Consider the following 17,756-nt stretch of genomic DNA (forward strand, 5'->3'; position numbering starts at 1 on the left):
TTTTAAGCTATGATCGTTTAACATTAACGGCATTTAAACCTTTTTTCCCTTCTTCCAAATCAAAAGATACTTTATCATTTTCCTGGATATTTTCTTTCAATCCTGAAGAGTTTACATAGTATTCTTTTGATGAATCGTCATCTTTAATGAATCCAAATCCTTTTAGATTATTGTAAAATTTTACTGTTCCTTTGTTCATTGTTTTAATTATTATATGTATGCGTGTTTTGCATATTTTTTATCGTTTGACTTCCCCTACGTAACAAATTTTAGAGCGATTCAATTTCATTAACAAGCTCAAGTTTCGTTTTACCTACTTTCGTAGAAATAATTTCTAACATATTATCTCTCGATATATGTCCCCAATTTACATCTACCTCAGTTAATTCAGGATATTTATTTCTAAGCTTATCCTTTATTATTCGCCATCCATTCATATCAAATTTTGCATCCATCTTTTATAAATTCTTTTTCGATAATTTTTTAGAATAAAAAATTCGAAGCAGTATTATAATTGCGGCTATTGGGATAAGTAAATGAATAATTCGCGGAGGGGAATTAAAACCATAAACCATGACGCTCCATAAAATCAGAAGTAATGCTGCTATAATATATGTTAAATATTTCATGACATTAAAATTTTGAAATCCTTTTACAGATAATATTTACATAAATATACAGGAAACGGCTCTAAAAAGTATTACACAATTAAGAACAAGAGTTACATGATTCACACATTATGAGGGTATTTTGGGGATGATAACCAGGGAAATTTAACGGGCCTGTTTATTGCGCCTGGTTACTTTGTTTTTTTAATTCGTTCAGCAGTTCTTTTAGGTTTACAGTTGCATAGGTAGATGCATAATCTGACATTGCGTAAGGGATTATCAAATCGTCATTATGAATCATCGAACCGCAGGAGTATACCACATTCGGAACATATCCTTCCCTTTCATTCGCATTGGGCATTAAAAGTGGTGATTTTAATCTGCCAAGCTCTTTCTCCGGATTTTGAAGATCAAGTAACGAGGCTCCCAAAGCATACTCACGCATTGGCCCCACGCCATGGGTAATTACCAACCAGCCTTCGGGTGTTTCAACGGGTGAGCCGCAATTCCCAATTTGAACAAATTCCCACGGAAATTTAGGTTGTTGTAATAATGTGGCTTTACGCCAGATTGAAATATTATCTGAGAAAGCAATGTAATTGTTATAGCCGTCTAACCTGCAAAGCATGGCATATTTCCCGTTTACTTTACGTGGGAAAAGTGCCATTCCCTTGTTTTGTGCAATTTCGCCATGAAAAGGCATTATCCTAAAATGATAAAAATCTTTGGTTTCAAGCATTTTAGGTAGTACGGTAGCACCGTCGTAAGCCGTGTAAGTTGCATAATATACAGACGACCCATCGTCGTCAGTAAACCTAACAAAACGGGCATCTTCAATTCCATTTCTTTCATTAACCGACACCGGAAAGATGACACGCTCCGAAATATTGGTATCCAGTGAAAATTCAAGTTCATAATGCGACGAAGCGAGCCAGGTTATCTGGTTGTATAAAATATCTTTTTCCCCGGTAAGGTGCACTGATTTTCGGGCTTCCTTTATACAATCTCTTAGTTCGCCATAGGTAAATTTATCGTTTAACTTGTCCAAGATCAATCCCGAAGGAATTAAGGCATGGATGTCCTTCATTTCATTTAGTTTGGAACGAAATGATTTTTTATCATACACATGCCGTCGGATGTGTTCTGCTTCTTCCAACATCTTTCCAACAGGTTCGAGCCATAAATTGTTGTTTTTATCCATCACCCCTGTTCTGAAAACAATGGATGAAATATGTCCTTCGCCGGTAGCCCTGAAACTCAGAATGACTCTTTTTTCTTCCATTCCGGTTTCCGACTGGTCGGGATGTTCTACAATTGAAGGATTAAAAAACGCAGCTGCCTCGATGGAATATTCCATCGTAAAATAGGACCCAATAAGTATTTTTAGTGAAAGCTCAAGTGAATCAGGTTCAATTTCCAGCTGTTTTAAAAGATGAGCAACCCTGTTAAAATGCTTTTCAAAGATTTTAGAGATATTCCGATGCCGCAGTGAGTAGTCTCTAAGTACCGCACTTAGGGTTTCTGATGCCAGATTCCCGGACATCTCAAGTACCGAGCGGATAGTACTTATTGCTCTTTCGTCTCCGGTGTATAGAAACCTTGCGATTTTTCTGGAGGCATCGGGGTAAAATTTAGTGTCCTTTCTGTTTACTGTTACCTGCATCTATTTATTGTATTTGAACTTTTCTAAAGGTAATGGATATAATGAAACAACTACAGATATGATGAAAGTGAATTTGTCCCGTTTATAAAAAGGAGCTTATTTTTAAGATTGAGAATGGGGTAGTGGTGTTTTGTGAGGTAATTCAGAATGAATTAGCATTTTAATCAGATTGTTTCAACCGATACCAAAATAAAAAAGGAGCTAAACTTTCGTTTAACTCCTTAATTTTCAGTGGTCGGGATACCAGGATTCGAACCTGGTCCCATTAATGCCTTTATATCAGTGGATTACTGAGGTCGTATTTTTACGGGTCACCGTTTAGTTCACATTTAAAGAACTTTTCTTTTTTGAATCTAAAATAGCAAAATTAGAAGAGAAAATCAACGTGTTCTCGATTTAGGAATCTGTAATTTTTAATAATAATAATATTTATGAGAGTCCGTATATGTCTCCAAAATTTAATCTCAGCCTCTAAATATTTTTTCAGTTTGTCTTTAAACAGTATCAATGGAGTTATGTCATCGCATAGTAAATAATTCATTAAGTATTTAAACTTAATGAGTGGTAAATCTGGAAATAAAGTGCTTAAAACAACTTAATTCGAGTATTAATCGTGATGAAAATGAAATTGTTGACATGTGTTAAAAGTCACGTTGTTAGGTTGTTGAGTGGTTGAATGAAAATTAATTATACTAAAGTTAGTCCTATTAATCGAATATTAATTTAAATGTTAACATGCCACTTTTTACTTAGCGACATCAAAAAATAAATCGCCTATGGAATGAATAGAAAGTAAGAACTGAAAAATGATTTTAAAAAAATGAAATTGAGTCAAATCTATTAATTGTATTGAAGTAAACTATGAAAAAAACTTTAAAAAGAATCTGTCATTCGACTTGTGTTGGACCAGGTCGCTTTGCATTATTGCTAATTTTACTATTTGGAGTAATGACAGCCTCCGCAGAAAATTTAGCGGGCAAAGAATCGAACCTAGCTGATCAATCTACACAAGTTACCGGAACTGTTGTTGATGAATCTGACAACCCAATTCCTGGAGTAACGGTAGTGGTTAAAGGTACTACTATTGGTACAGTAACTAACGAAGTTGGTGTTTATACACTAACAAATGTCCCAACTGATGCAACCTTGTCGTTTTCTTTTGTAGGAATGAAAGCACAAGAGATTGCAGTTGGAAATCAATCGCAAATAAATGTAAAAATGCAGCTTGATGCCATTGGCCTCGAAGAGGTGGTTGCAGTGGGTTATAGCACGCAGAAAAAGGCGACACTTACCGGTGCCGTGTCTACCGTAAAGGGTGAAGACATGATCCGTACGAAAAACGAAAACGTTGTAAACATGCTTACCGGTAAATTATCGGGTGTTCGCGTTTCGCAAAAAAGTAGTGCACCAGGTGCTTACGATACACGAATTGATATTCGTGGTATGAGTGATGATGATTCAGGTCCTCTTTTTGTTGTTGATGGTATTCCTCGTGACCAGGGATATTTTTCACGAATGAGTGCAGAAGAGATCGAAAGTATATCGGTATTGAAAGACGGTACTGCAGCGATTTACGGTTTACGTGCTGCTAATGGTGTTATTCTTATTACCACAAAAAGTGGTACAGCACAGGGTGGTAAAGTTGATATTACTTTTAACACAAGTAGTTCAATGCAGCAGTTCTTATATGTGCCAGAGGGTGTCGGTGCCGTAGACTACATGACTTTGAGAAACGAACAGAACTGGCAGGATTTTGGTAAAAACTACCTGGTACGTCAGAATCCGATGTTTGCGGACGAAGCTTTCGAGCCATACCTTAACGGAACCAAACAGTCGTACAACTGGATGGATCAGGTATTCAGAAAAACGACTCCTCAGTATCAAAACAGTTTAAGTGTAAACGGTGGTAGCGAAAAACTGCGTTATTACTTTACTCTTGGATATTCAAAACAAGAAGGTTCGTACAAAAGTGGCGATTACGAATCAGAACGCTGGAACATGCGTACCAATATCGATGCACAGATAACAGAAAGATTAAAAGCAAGAGTTTCGTTGGGAGGAATTATGGTTAATACCACTCAACCTAATGGGACAGGTTGGACAACTTACAAACTTTCGTGGCTGGTTCGTCCGGATGCTGCTTTTTATGCTAATGACAATCCTGAATATCCTAACGGCGATACACAATATTTGAATGAAGGTGCAAACATGATCGTTCAAACTGATGCCGATTATGTTGGTTACAACTTAAACAGAGACCGTCGTTTCAACGGAACTTTATCGCTTGAATACGATATTCCCGGAGTAGAAGGTTTATCTGCAAAAGCATCATACGATTATGCTGCCAGTATACCGGACTATAAAAACTACAAACGTGCATATTCTTTGTACCGTTACAACCCGGACGATGATACCTATTCTCCAATTCAGCGAAACACTCCATCTGATGTTGCTAGAGGTGTAAATTTCAACTTCGACACCAACATGCAGTTGGGTTTATTCTATAATCATTCATTTGGTGAGCATAATTTTAATAACTTCCTTATTTACGAAGAAAGTTACAGTAGTTGGGATAGCTTTAGAGCTTATCGCGAGCTAATGGTTGAATCGGAGTACCTGTTTGCCGGAGAAGATAAAAACCAGAGCGCTACTGGTGGTGGTGTAGGCGACCGTGCCAATAAATCTTTAGTTGGTCAGTTGGATTACAACTATTCAGGAAAATATATGTTTGCATTCAAATTCCGTTACGATGGATCTTCTCGTTTCCCTGAGGGAAGTCGTTTTGGTTTCTTCCCAACGGTTTCGGCAGCATGGCGTTTAAGCGAAGAAAGTTTCATTCAAGACAATGTAGCTTTCCTTAGCAATTTGAAATTGAGAGCTTCATACGGTGAGATGGGAGACGACAGTTCTGCTGGCACTTATCCTCCTACAACTGGTTATAACCTTGATGGTAACGAAAAAGGATGGTTTTATGATGGTACGTTAACCGGTGGTGTTTCTGCTGCCAGTATTCCCAACCCGGATTTAACCTGGTATCGCATTAAATCATACAACTTAGGTTTTGATTTTGGAGTGTTGCAAAACAAATTAAGCGGTACATTCGATGTATTTAAAAGAGACCGTTCAGGCTTATTGGCAACCAGTGCTTCTGTTATTCCGGGTACAGTTGGTGCAAGCTTACCTCAGGAAAACCTGAACAGCGACCGTAACTTCGGTTATGAGATTACTTTGGATTATCAAAACAGCTACAGAGATCTTAACTATTATGTAAGAGGTCAAATCTCGGCTACAAAACATAAAAGAACTGAATGGCTTGAAACTCCTGCCAATAATTCATATGATAAGTGGAGAAACCGCAGCAGCGGCCGTTATAGCAATATCTGGTGGGGACAAGAATCAGGTGGTATGTTTACCAATATCGAAGATATCCGCAATTTCGAACTTCCAATGGGACAGAATTCTTTACCAGGAGACTGGTGGTTGGTTGACTGGAACGAGGACGGCGTTATTAACAACCTTGATGAACATCCAATCGCTTCTTATGGTTTGCCAGCTTTCAACTACGGTATTTCTTTGGGAGCTTCATGGAGAGGTTTCGATTTGGCACTGGATTTCCAGGGAGCGCACGAAGTTTATGTACAGTATGGCGAAGTGCTTGTAGAGGCCTTGCCTTTCGGTGGACAAAATACATTGACCTGGTTTATGGACAGATGGCATCCAGTTGATCCAAGTGCTGATTATTTCAGCCCGACAACAGAATGGGTACCTGGTTACTATCCGGTAACTGGTCATGATGGTCGCAGATCAGGAACAAATGGTGTTCAGGATGCATCTTATTTACGTTTAAAAACAGCCGAAATTGGATATACCCTGCCAGATCGTCTGGTATCGAAAGTTGGTATGAAAAATTTAAGAGTTTACGTGAGCGGATATAACCTGTTGACTTTTACCGGTCTGGAAAATGTAGATCCAGAGCGTCCGGGTGCATCTGGTGGTGCTTCTACCAATTATATCGACTTCTATAATTATCCTGTAAACAGAACATTTACAATTGGTGCTAGCGTTAAATTCTAAAAAAATTACAATTATGAAAAAGAAACTTTTAATATATATCGCTCTGTTAGGAGTTGTTCTGTTCTCATGCCAGGAATTGAGCCTGGAGCCTAAAGGAATGTTAGGGGAGCCGGAACTTTTTGGTAACGAGTACGGTGTAAAGAAATACTTTGCAGGTTTATACAACTATCTGCCCATTGAAGATTTCCTTTACTACGGAACAAACTCGAATAATGCTTACCGCCCAGACAACTACTGGGAACAAGGTAAAAACAGCCTGGGTAATATGAGTGGCGAGTTTTTTAATTCGTGGGTAGGTGTTGATAACGATGGTTTTGCCTACTGGCCATACGACCGTATTCGTGATGTAAACACTTTTATCGAAAATTTCCCGACGTATCAGGAAAAATATACTGATATTGATTACAACAAATTAATGGGTGAAGCACATTTCTTACGTGCGTTCTTCTATTTTGGTTTGGCAAAACGTTATGGTGGTGTACCTCTTGTGAGAGAGGTTCAGAACCCGCTTGCTGATGCTGATTCATTAAAAGTATCTCGTGCAACAGAATACGAGACCTGGAAATTTATCTACAGCGATCTTTCATTTGCTATTGATAACATGACAGAAAGCACTGAATCTGGTCGTGCCAATAAGTATGCTGCAGCTGCATTACTTTCGCGTGCTATGCTTTATGCAGGTTCAAATGCGAAATATTCTCAGTACCTGGGTTTCGAGAACGAAGCGGCAACACAGGCAGGTTTGGCAGGAATGGATCCTTCAGTAGCTAACGAATTTTTCCAATATTGCGTTGATGCTGGAAAAGTACTGGAAGAAGGTCCTTATTCATTGTATACTGCCGGTTACCCAGATAAGGCAACCAACTTTGCGAAACTGTTTTTAGATCCTAATTCATCTGAAAGTATTTTGATTAAAGATTACGATCAAACTGTTCCTGGCAATACGCGTTTGCGTCATAGTTACGATGCATTAATGTCGCCACAACCAGATATGTCTTCGTTTGTTGGTGCAGAAAGTTATCCACCACTGGATTTTATGGAACTGTATGAAATGCCGGCATATACTAATCCTGACGGAACTCCGGTTCGTTTTGACAGCCGTAGCGATATTAGCAACGGAATGGAACCACGTATGAGAGGTACAATGTATTTCGACGGTGATGAGTTACGCGGAAAAACTTTTGGAATGCAAAAAGGTATCTACAGAACATTCGACGGACTTGCAGAAGATATTCAGAGAGGTAGTAATGCTGCACCAATCAACAGCGATGGTAACCGTATTTTAGGTGGACGTGGCTGGACTACAGAAATCGATGGCGTTACTTACAATATTACCGGACCTCATGGACATTTTGATGATCAAGGTGGAGAGAACAACGGTTGGGGTGCTGCTTTCGTTCGCAAATATGTGAATCCGGATATGGCTACTAGTGATGTTCGTGAATACCGCAGTGGTCAGCATTGGGTAGTATTCCGTTTAGGAGAAGTGTACCTGAACACTGCCGAGGCGCTTTACGAATTGGGTAAAAGAACTGAAGCGTTCGATTATATTGAAATGATTCGCGAGCGTGCAGGTTGCCAGGAAGTACGTCCCGTAATTGATATGACAATGACAAACATTGGTAGCATCAATGAAGCTAATTATCCATATCAAATTGAAAAATCATTGCAATTCATTCGCGATGAACGTGAACGCGAGCTTTATGGCGAAAATCACTGGTGGTGGGATCTACGTCGGTGGAGAACTGCAGACCAGGTTTTGAACCAGTTTCGTCACAGAGTTCTAAGTTGTTATTTTGTAGCAGACGAAGGAAAATACATTTATCTGGATGAAGACAACCGTTGGAACAGAGAATGGACCGCTTCAAAGCAATGTTACTACGAACCAATTCCGTGGGGAGAAATTGGTAAGAACGAAAATCTGCTTCCTCAGAATCCACTTTACTAATTATAAACAATTGACACTAATATTATGAAAAAAATATTATATATAATTTTAGGAGTAATAATGGTTTCGGTTACTTCTTGTTTGGACATCGACAACTGGGATGAACCGGATGTAAGAGTCCATGGAAATATAATAGATTCGTACACCGGCGAGAATTTACTTTCATCGCAAGGCGAATGGGGAATCCGTATTTGGGAAAGAACCTGGACTGAATCTGTTCCTAACAACCAGAATTTAACTGTAAAACAGGATGGTTCGTATAACAACAGCAAATTGTTTGCCGGAACATACGATATGCTTCCTTATGGTGGTCCTTTCTGGCCTGTTGATACAACAAAAGCTATTGTTTTTGATGGAAATACAGAACAAGATTTTACAGTAACTCCATACTTACGTTTAACCGATTTCGAAGTTTCTTTGAACGGTTTAAAACTGATGTTGAAATGTAAGCTTAATGCGCCAGTTCGCGAAGGTTTACCAAACCTTGTTGAAATTAAACCTTTCTTAAGTCTTACTACTTTTTGCGGTGCAACAAATAACATCAACATTGGCGAGTATAACAATATGCGTAAGCAGATCAATAAATCTTGGGAAGAAGAAGTTGGTGATGCTGAAACAAGTGATGTATACCGTATTGGCCCAATGCCTGTAAAAGCTGGTTATACCTATTATGTTCGTTTGGGTGCTAACGTAAACGATGCTAACCGCAAATACAACTACACCGAGATTGTAAAAGTTGAAGTACCAGCTGATGCAGTAAATGATCCGAACGAAGTTCCTGCCAACTTCTTCAGCAATGCTCAGTGGCCATTTAGTCGTTCAGAGTGGGATGGCAACCGTTGGGGTAATTTATCTGGCGGATGGATCACCAACGAAGCAATGCGTACCCGTAGCGGTATGGGCGGATACGACGGTGGCTGGGAAGGCCCTGATAATGATAAGCAAAGTTTAGGTTTCGAACGTTGGGGTGAAGGTGAAACTCCAATTGAAAACGGTAAACTTTACCAAACGTTTGAACTTCCTGCAGGCGAATACAGATTTACAATGAGTTTGGCCGGAGAAAATCCAATTATCAGTAACAGTGGTGACGATCCAAGATATATTGTGGCCGCTCTTGGTGAAACCCTTCCTGATATAGAGGATCTTTCTTCAGCATTGGCTTCTACAAATTTCGCGGGTCTTGGAAACGATGGAAATGCAAGTGTTGAATTTTCAGTGGCCGAAAAGACTACGGTATCAGCCGGTTTTGTAGTTAATTTTACAGGTACTGAGCAAAACGTGAGACCTTCGTGGCTTAAATTGGAAAAAATAGACTAAAGGTAGTTTATAAAATGGTTGTTCTTCACTAAGGTGTTGAGCAGCCATTTTTCTAAAATTGTCATAGTTAGTTTTATACTCATACAAGTAAGGCATGTTTACCGTGCGGTTTCATGCTTTACTGTTTTTACGAATAAGCATTCTAAACTAATTTGCATCTTCTCAAAAGTAGCTTCACCTACTAACTTAAAAAGTACAAAGAAATTCCCGGGCATTTGACTTAATAACAGAAAGGGATTAAAGCTAATTCTTCATGAAGGTATGCTGTAACTTACAAATCAAAAACATGAACCAAATATCAGTCAATAAACCATTATTAATAACAACAATATTGTTATTACTCTTCTCTTCAGCCTTAACTGCGCAAAACTGGAGATTGGTTGATTCTAAATATCCTACCATCGACAATGTTGTTATTGCCTATTCTGTTGCCGATTTTGGTATCACCGGTGATGGTGTTACCGATGTTACCGTACAATTTCAAACCCTGCTAAACGAGTTGGGAGCTTTAGGAGGAGGAACTTTATTTGTTCCTGAAGGGAAATATGTAATTGAGGGAAACCTGCTTTTACCAAAGGGGATTACACTGCGAGGAGAATGGAAGAAACCCGAGAAAGGAGCACCTGTTGAAGGCACAATTTTAATGGCCTATGCCGGGAGAGGAGATGAAAATGCTACTCCGTTTATTACCATGGAACCATCATCAGCAGTGATGGATCTTGCCATATGGTACCCCGAACAAAGCCCGTCAGCTATTACTCCATATCCACCTTCAATTGAATTTGGAAAACCCAATTATTTTGGAAATGAAAACTGCAATGCAAAAAATATTACACTGGTCAACTCGTATGCCGGCGTCGTTTTTTCACGAAAAAATGGCGGTACATGCCCTACCATTAATGGCATTTACGGAACTCCTTTGTCAAGAGGTGTAGAAATTGATAATATTGTTGATGTTGGCCGCATCGAGTGGATCGACTTTTCGCCCGATTACTGGGCTGGATCCGGCTTACCTAATTCCCCATCGGTGGATGGAAGCCACAAAGCATGGATTTATGAAAACGGGACAGGTGTTGTTATGCGAAGAAACGACTGGTCGTACACCTGTTTTGTAAATGTAGAGGGCTACAATAAAGGATTTCATGCTGTGGAGTCTGTTACCAGTCCGGGAGCACAACCAAACGGGCATAATTATTCAATGACATTTACCAACTGTAAAACCGGTGTTGATATAAGCAGTGCCAACTCGGTTGGTTTAATGTTTACCGGCATTAAAACTGTGGATTGCGAAACTGGTATTGGTGTTGCGCAAACGGCATCGGGCGTTGTTCAGTTACACTCTTGTTCACTTGATGCAACTAAAAATGCCATTTCAATACACGAATCGTCAAGTACTCGTTTAATGGTGTTACAATCAGAAATAAACAGTGGTGCAGTTGATATTAAAGGAGGTACTTTTACGATTACCGACTGCGATTTAAATAACCCTGCACCTCAAATCAACCTAACGAAAAATACACGTGCCATTATAACAGGAAACCGCTTTGCACAGGAAGTGCAGATTGAAGAAAGTTCAATATTTAAAAGTATAATCGATCACACTCCGGTAAATATGAAACAACTACCGGAAATAATGGAGGTAAAACCCGAAACACACAAACCATCGCGACTTGAATTATATGTGGCTACCGAAGCTCCTTTTGATGCTGTTGCCGACGGAGTAACGGACAACACAGTAGCTATTCAGGCGGCTCTGGACCAGGCAGCTACTGATGGTGGTGGTATCGTTTTTCTTCCACCTGGTAAATATAAAGTTTTAGGAAATCTCGTAATTCCTTCTAATGTTGAACTCAAGGGTTCTGTAGATGTGAGCACTACACCAACCGGTCCGGGAAGTATACTGGAAGTTTATGCCGATCGGAATAATCCTGAAGGAGAGCCATTTCTAAAGCTCTCTGAAAACAGTGGTATTCGGGGAATCGTTTTCAATTACCCTGAACAGTTACTTTCTGATTTACCAAGTGTAGGAAAATATCCGTATTGTGTGCAGGCTACCGGAAGCGACACCTACATGATTAACATTGGTATGCGTGCAGTAAGCAAGGGAGTCGACCTTTTTACTTACCCATGCCACAATCATTATATCGATTATATCGCCGGTCATGCTTTTGATATCGGAATCCGTGTTGGCGGAGGTACTACGGATGGCCGCATTTATAATACCCAGTTTAATGTGATTGCTTATGGTGCCGGCGACGAATCTAAATACGGAAGCTGGCCAAACTCGGCCGGCGACAGTGGCCCTGCTTACGATTATGGCTTTGCCAATTTCACTTTTATGGTTTTAGGCGATTGCCAGAACCAGTTGTTGTACAACGATTTTCATTATGGCTCGCATAACGGAATGATATTAAGCGACATTGATGGAACCGGGCCGTCGGGATTGAGTATTGGAAGTGGTATTGATGGTGCCAGAAACGCACTAATTATTAATGCGGTGGGCAATAACGGATTTGATTTTGTAAACACACAAATCGTTTCCATTGGTGATCAGGATACAAAATATATAGAGACAGGGACAGGATACACCTCGGGAGTAGCATTATTTAATGCCGACTTCTGGGGTAATCCTTCAAACGGAATTCGACTGAATGGTGGAGAACTTACACTTCAGCAGGCAAATATTAACCAGCCCGGTCAACAACGTATGGCGCTAATTTCCGGCGGAACTTTAAATATTGAAGCCTCAAGTGTATTTCCGAATAATTCGCTACTGGCTTACGGTACCGAATCACAATTTTCCATTCATTCATCGGTGGTTGATCCGACCGGGATTGATACCACACAATGTGTTGTTTGGGAAAACAACCTGTATAATACACCGGCAATTTCGCTTGAATCGGCGCTTAGCAGAACTTCATGGACGGTTTCGGCATCAAATAACTCAGGTGTTGCTACACGTGCCATTGATGGTACTGCCTCAACACGCTGGGATACCAACGGATCGCAAACTCCGGGACAGTGGTTTACAATCAATTTCGGGAAACCGGAAAAAATTGAGCAAATTATTATGGATGTTGCTGCAAGCCCGGCAGACTCTCCGCAGAAATATGAATTTTATGTGTCAGATAACGGAACCGATTGGTACGGACCGGGTGCTGCAGGAGCCGGTGCTGATGTGATGACCATTGTGAGTTTTCCTTCTTCAACCGTGCAGTATGTAAGAATCAAACAAACCGGATCGAAAGGAAACTGGTGGTCGATTCACGAGGTTTACGCTTTTGGCGATGAAGATGCGATTAGTGTTAGCGGCATTGGTTTTAACAAACAACAGATTGGCTTGGCTATTGACAGTGTTTACGAAGCTCAGCCTGTTTTCTCTCCTGAAAGTGCCGCCAATAAAACGGTATTCTGGAAATCAAGTAATTCAAATATTGCAACTGTGGATACCACTGGTAATATAACCGGAATTTCGACGGGTACAGCCACAGTAACTGCGGTTAGTATGGACGGGATAAAAAAGGCAAGTCTTACTGTAGTTGTTAGTATTGATGGGGTGACTTCGATTGGCGAGATTACAAATGCTGATAGTAACGCTATAAAATTGTTTCCTAATCCGGTTTCGGAAAAGGTTACTTTAAGCTACCATACAAATAATACGGAAGAAGTTTTTGTAGAGCTATTTAGCCTAAACGGAATGGCTGTAAAATCAACATCATTTCACTCGCATCCGGGTGAAAACTTGTCATCTTTATCATTGGCCGAACTTACTCCGGGAGTATATTTTGTGCGGTTTCGAACAGGTGAAGGTAGACGGCTTAGAAAGCTTATAGTGCAATAGCAAGATTGTTAAAAAATGAAGCGAGTTAATAAAAATATAAGACCCGGTTGGACCAAGTTGAAACTTATGGTGATTCTGCTCGGCTGTGCTGTGGCAGCGAAAGCACAGAATCCATTTGTTGAGAGTATTTACACTGCCGATCCTTCAGCACATGTATGGTCAGACGGTCGGTTATACGTTTATCCCTCGCATGATATTGCGCCTCCACAAGGATGCGATTTGATGGATCAGTACCATGTTTTTTCAACCGATGATATGGTAAACTGGACAGATCATGGAGAAATTCTTCGGGCAGACGACGTTGACTGGGGAAGGGCAGAAGGTGGTTTTATGTGGGCACCCGATTGTGCTTTCAAGGACGGAACTTACTACTTTTATTTTCCGCATCCTTCAGGCAGTGGCGATCAATGGAACTCAACCTGGAAAATTGGCGTGGCCACAAGTTCTGAACCGGCAGCGAATTTCGAAGTTCAGGGCTATATCGAAGGCTTAAAATCGATGATCGATCCTTGTGTATTTGTCGATGACGACGGGCAGGCCTATTTATATTATGGCGGCGGAAACCTTTGCGAAGCCGGAAAGCTAAAAGACAATATGATGGAAATTGACGGGCAGATGCAGCAAATGCAGGGCCTCGTTGATTTTCATGAAGCAACTTGGGTGCACAAGTACAACGGGATGTATTATCTCTCGTATTCCGATAATAATAACGATGGAGGAAACCAACTGCGTTACGCGGTAAGTGATAGCCCGCTTGGTCCGTGGACCTACAGAGGCGTTTATATGAAGCCAACAGGCAGCCCGACTAACCATGGCTCGATAGTAGAATATAAAGGCCAGTGGTATGCTTTTTATCACAACAGCATTTTGTCGGGGCATCCATGGTTGCGATCCATTTGTGTCGATTCGCTTTTTTATAATCAAGACGGCACCATACAGGAGGTTACGCAAACGCGTGAACACGGAACCCCATATTTAGAACCAGCACATTCGATTCCTGGAACCATCGAAATGGAAGACTACGACCAGGGAGGCCAGGGGAAAGCATACAGTGACTCAGATACATCAAATAACGGAAATGACTATCGCGAAAATGAAGGTGTGGATGTGGAGATGAACAGTCCGGGAAACTACAATATTGGCTGGACCACTGGTGGCGAGTGGATAGAATACACGGTTGAGGTTACTGAATCAGCACTTTACAGTTTTGAGTTGCGAGCGGCTTCTCCCGATGGTAATGGAAAGTTTCATTTAAAAATTGATGAAGTAAATGTTTCCGGTTCTGTAGTTATTCCTTCAACAGGGGGCTGGCAAAACTATCAGTCATTTACCGTACCGGATATTCCGTTGAAAGAAGGAACGCATATTATTCAGTTTTTTGAAGAAACCGGAGGTTTCAATCTCGATAAAATGATTGTGACCAAAAGTGGCGTACTTTCTTCCGGGAAGAATATTGTAAACAGCGAAACGGATATTATGCTGTTCCCAAACCCTGCAAAAGGTTCGGTGTCGTTAAGGTTTCAGGGAATTTCTACTCAGGATCTTCATCTTGAAATTCGCAACATAAACGGTCAGCTGGTAAAGAGCTTTGAAAAACAGAACAGTAGCGAGGGAATTCAGTTGGACATCAGCGGAATCTCTGCCGGTACTTATTTTTTGGTTCTGAGATCGGATAGAAAACAGCTTTCAAAAAAACTTATGGTGTACGAATAACATTTGGAAAAAGTAATTCAAACAAAATAATTTAATCGGTATAAAATGATTGTAAGAAAATTAAAATTGCTAATTGCAAAAAGAAACATCTTGAGAAGTTTAATGCTGGGAACGCTACTTGTTGTTGGCATTTCGGCACAAGCGCAAAAAAATCCGTTTGTAACGCACATGTACACTGCCGATCCGTCGGCACACGTTTGGGAAGACGGACGTTTGTATGTTTATCCTTCGCACGATGTAGCTCCTCCACGCGGGTGTGATTTAATGGATCGTTACCATGTTTTTTCAACAGATGATATGGTAAACTGGGTAGATCATGGTGAGATATTAAGCTCTGAAGATGTGGATTGGGGACGCCCTGAAGGTGGTTTTATGTGGGCTCCTGATTGTGCTTATAAAGATGGAACTTACTATTACTATTTCCCTCACCCAAGCGGATCGGAATGGAATAATACCTGGAAAATAGGTGTGGCTACCAGTAAATACCCGGCAAAAGACTTTAAAGTTCAGGGATACATTAAAGGATTGAAATCGATGATTGACCCTTGTGTTTTCATTGATGATGATGGTGAGGTATATTTCTACTACGGTGGTGGCGGAAAATGTGAAGGTGGAAAACTGAAAGACAATATGATGGAAATTGACGGGGAAATGAAACCGATGGAAGGTTTGGAAGATTTTCATGAAGCTACCTGGGTACATAAGTACAATGGAGTTTACTATTTGTCTTATTCGGATAATCACGACGAAGGAAACGACACAGAAGGAGTAAAAGGCGATAACAGAATGCGTTATGCCACAAGTGATAATCCTCTGGGACCATGGAAATACCAGGGCATATACATGCAACCAACCGACTCCTACACCAATCACGGTTCAATTGTAGAATTTAAAGGACAGTGGTATACATTTTACCACAACAGTTCATTATCTGCTAAAAATGGTGAATTCAACGATTGGTTACGTTCTATCTGCGTAGATAAATTGTACTACAATGAGGATGGAACTATTAAAATGGTAAATCAAACCAACTAATTCGCATAGTTTTTTAATATCGGCAGTCTCCGTTTATCGGAGGCTTCGCCGGTATTTATGAACGACCTTTTTAACCTGAACGATAAACCTAAAACTTAATCTGAAATGCGCATAAATTAATATTCAGAATCAACTTGTTTGGTATTTATGCGAATTCCATCTTTTTATTAGGTCGATTGAAAAGCGATTATTTATTCAATTAGAAAAGTTAATTAAAAATCAGATAGATGGAAAAGATGAAATTAATCGTTAAATTATTGATTGTGTTACTAATTACAGTACGGCCTGTATTTAGTTTCGCAGCCACAGCCGATTTGCTTGCAGGTACGGCAAAAGTAAATATTACATCATCCTCTGAAATGCCTTTGCACGATTCGTTGTATGCAAGGGTGTTACTGCTTAAAACATCCGAACAGGAATTGGCCTTTATTGCTGTTGACCAGGGAATTTTTACGAGTGATAAACTCGTGCAGAAATGTAAAGAAAAACTGGGGATTTCACAGGTACTTATTTCTTCCTCGCATACGCATTCCAGTGGTGGTAGCGATAAAGAGTATATCGATTCACAAATTATAAAGGCGCTACAAGAAGCTGAAAAATCGATGTTTCCGGCCAGGATCTCGGCTGGAAGCAGAACATTCCCTCAACTGGGATTTAATCGCTTAATTGTTCGTGAAGATGGACATTCTCGCGAATCCTGGTTTTCCGATGAACATTATACTTCGGAAAATCCCGAACGTATACCTTTTGGCCCCGTTGATCCGGATGTTGGCGTTATAAAGGTGGAAGATTTAAATGGAACGCCACGGGCAATCTTAATGAATTATGCTATGCATTCGGATATTGTTTGCAGTAACTACGAAATATCTGCAGATTATCCGGGAGTAGCCTGTCGCAAGGTGGAAGAAGCTTTTGGCGACGATATGACCTGTCTTTTTGTTCAGGGAGCCGGTGGCGACATTGAATCGCTGATTATAAGCTCTCGCCGCAAGGGCCCGGATGATACCTTTAAATCGGATTACCGGACAATCGAGCGGGTTGGTGAATTACTGGCATGGGAAACAATTAAGCTTGCAAAAAGTATTGAAGCAGAAGCAGATATAAAACCATCCATCAGCCTGATGACCGATTCGCTTCATTTTAACGGGCGTTTTAAACACGATGCCGACTATGATATTCATATTTCCACTATTTTAATAAACAATAACATTGTGATTGCAACTTGCCCGGGCGAACCATTTATTCGGCTTCAACTCGATTTAAAACGGAAAATCAGGGAAGCCGGAGGAACACCATTTTTATTTGGCTATACCTGGTCTGAAGGAACCTGGCCAAACTATATTCCCGATATTTTATCGGCTGCCCGAGGCGGTTACGGTGCCGATCAAAGCTGGCCGGAACCCATTGCGGTTGGTGCCGGTGAGACGATTATGAACAAACATTTCGAGAATTACCTTCGGATTAATGGATTAATGCGAACCGATTACGGACCTGTTGGTTTTAAGGGAGGCTCGCAATGGAAAACTATAGAGATACCTTCACAGGAGAACTAATAAC

At 40.4% G+C, this 17,756-nt stretch carries 10 protein-coding genes; 7 read left to right on the forward strand and 3 right to left on the reverse strand.

The window, feature by feature from the left end; translation table 11 throughout:
• Positions 1–7: 7 nt before the first annotated feature.
• The 3 genes from BMW53_RS04425 to BMW53_RS04435 all read right to left on the reverse strand — a co-directional run bounded on the left by BMW53_RS04425 (position 8) and on the right by BMW53_RS04435 (position 2,271).
• Positions 8–199 carry a cold-shock protein gene (locus BMW53_RS04425; protein WP_038560366.1) on the reverse strand — a complete coding sequence of 64 codons (192 nt, stop codon included), beginning with the start codon at positions 197–199 and terminating at the stop codon, positions 8–10.
• Between the two features lie 70 nt (positions 200–269).
• Positions 270–455: a hypothetical protein gene (locus BMW53_RS04430; protein WP_038560369.1), complete on the reverse strand. Its 186-nt coding sequence runs from the start codon at positions 453–455 to the stop codon at positions 270–272.
• Positions 456–786: 331 nt separating this feature from the next.
• Complete coding sequence (locus BMW53_RS04435; protein ID WP_038560373.1) at positions 787–2,271, reverse strand: glycoside hydrolase family 130 protein; 1,485 nt, start codon at positions 2,269–2,271, stop codon at positions 787–789.
• 948 nt (positions 2,272–3,219) lie between these two features.
• Between BMW53_RS04435 and BMW53_RS04440 the strand changes: the two genes are divergently transcribed.
• From BMW53_RS04440 to BMW53_RS04480, 7 genes are all read left to right on the forward strand, one after another.
• Positions 3,220–6,345: a SusC/RagA family TonB-linked outer membrane protein gene (locus BMW53_RS04440; protein WP_217642885.1), complete on the forward strand. Its 3,126-nt coding sequence runs from the start codon at positions 3,220–3,222 to the stop codon at positions 6,343–6,345.
• A gap of 13 nt (positions 6,346–6,358) precedes the next feature.
• Positions 6,359–8,293, forward strand: coding sequence for a RagB/SusD family nutrient uptake outer membrane protein (locus BMW53_RS04445; protein ID WP_038560376.1), 1,935 nt, complete (start codon positions 6,359–6,361; stop codon positions 8,291–8,293).
• A gap of 24 nt (positions 8,294–8,317) precedes the next feature.
• Positions 8,318–9,610: a DUF5013 domain-containing protein gene (locus BMW53_RS20895; protein WP_074780252.1), complete on the forward strand. Its 1,293-nt coding sequence runs from the start codon at positions 8,318–8,320 to the stop codon at positions 9,608–9,610.
• A gap of 286 nt (positions 9,611–9,896) precedes the next feature.
• Complete coding sequence (locus BMW53_RS04455; RefSeq protein WP_051568179.1) at positions 9,897–13,451, forward strand: glycosyl hydrolase family 28-related protein; 3,555 nt, start codon at positions 9,897–9,899, stop codon at positions 13,449–13,451.
• 15 nt (positions 13,452–13,466) lie between these two features.
• Positions 13,467–15,164: a family 43 glycosylhydrolase gene (locus BMW53_RS04460; RefSeq protein WP_168136426.1), complete on the forward strand. Its 1,698-nt coding sequence runs from the start codon at positions 13,467–13,469 to the stop codon at positions 15,162–15,164.
• Between the two features lie 90 nt (positions 15,165–15,254).
• Complete coding sequence (locus tag BMW53_RS04475; RefSeq protein WP_217642886.1) at positions 15,255–16,199, forward strand: family 43 glycosylhydrolase; 945 nt, start codon at positions 15,255–15,257, stop codon at positions 16,197–16,199.
• Positions 16,200–16,426: 227 nt separating this feature from the next.
• Positions 16,427–17,752, forward strand: a complete 1,326-nt coding sequence (locus BMW53_RS04480) for a hypothetical protein (protein ID WP_174416375.1) — start codon at positions 16,427–16,429, stop codon at positions 17,750–17,752.
• Positions 17,753–17,756 lie beyond the last annotated feature (4 nt).

The sequence above is a fragment of the Draconibacterium orientale genome, from assembly GCF_900111425.1.
In the GTDB taxonomy this organism is placed as follows: Bacteria; Bacteroidota; Bacteroidia; order Bacteroidales; family Prolixibacteraceae; genus Draconibacterium; species Draconibacterium orientale.

What these genes read in the sequence shown, in the direction of transcription:
- BMW53_RS04425 (WP_038560366.1), bottom strand. Translation starts at nt 199, where the DNA reads ATGAACAAAGGAACAGTAAAATTTTACAATAATCTAAAAGGATTTGGA.
- BMW53_RS04430 (WP_038560369.1), bottom strand. Translation starts at nt 455, where the DNA reads ATGGATGCAAAATTTGATATGAATGGATGGCGAATAATAAAGGATAAG.
- BMW53_RS04435 (WP_038560373.1), bottom strand. Translation starts at nt 2,271, where the DNA reads ATGCAGGTAACAGTAAACAGAAAGGACACTAAATTTTACCCCGATGCC.
- BMW53_RS04440 (WP_217642885.1), top strand. Translation starts at nt 3,220, where the DNA reads ATGACAGCCTCCGCAGAAAATTTAGCGGGCAAAGAATCGAACCTAGCT.
- BMW53_RS04445 (WP_038560376.1), top strand. Translation starts at nt 6,359, where the DNA reads ATGAAAAAGAAACTTTTAATATATATCGCTCTGTTAGGAGTTGTTCTG.
- BMW53_RS20895 (WP_074780252.1), top strand. Translation starts at nt 8,318, where the DNA reads ATGAAAAAAATATTATATATAATTTTAGGAGTAATAATGGTTTCGGTT.
- BMW53_RS04455 (WP_051568179.1), top strand. Translation starts at nt 9,897, where the DNA reads ATGAACCAAATATCAGTCAATAAACCATTATTAATAACAACAATATTG.
- BMW53_RS04460 (WP_168136426.1), top strand. Translation starts at nt 13,467, where the DNA reads ATGAAGCGAGTTAATAAAAATATAAGACCCGGTTGGACCAAGTTGAAA.
- BMW53_RS04480 (WP_174416375.1), top strand. Translation starts at nt 16,427, where the DNA reads ATGGAAAAGATGAAATTAATCGTTAAATTATTGATTGTGTTACTAATT.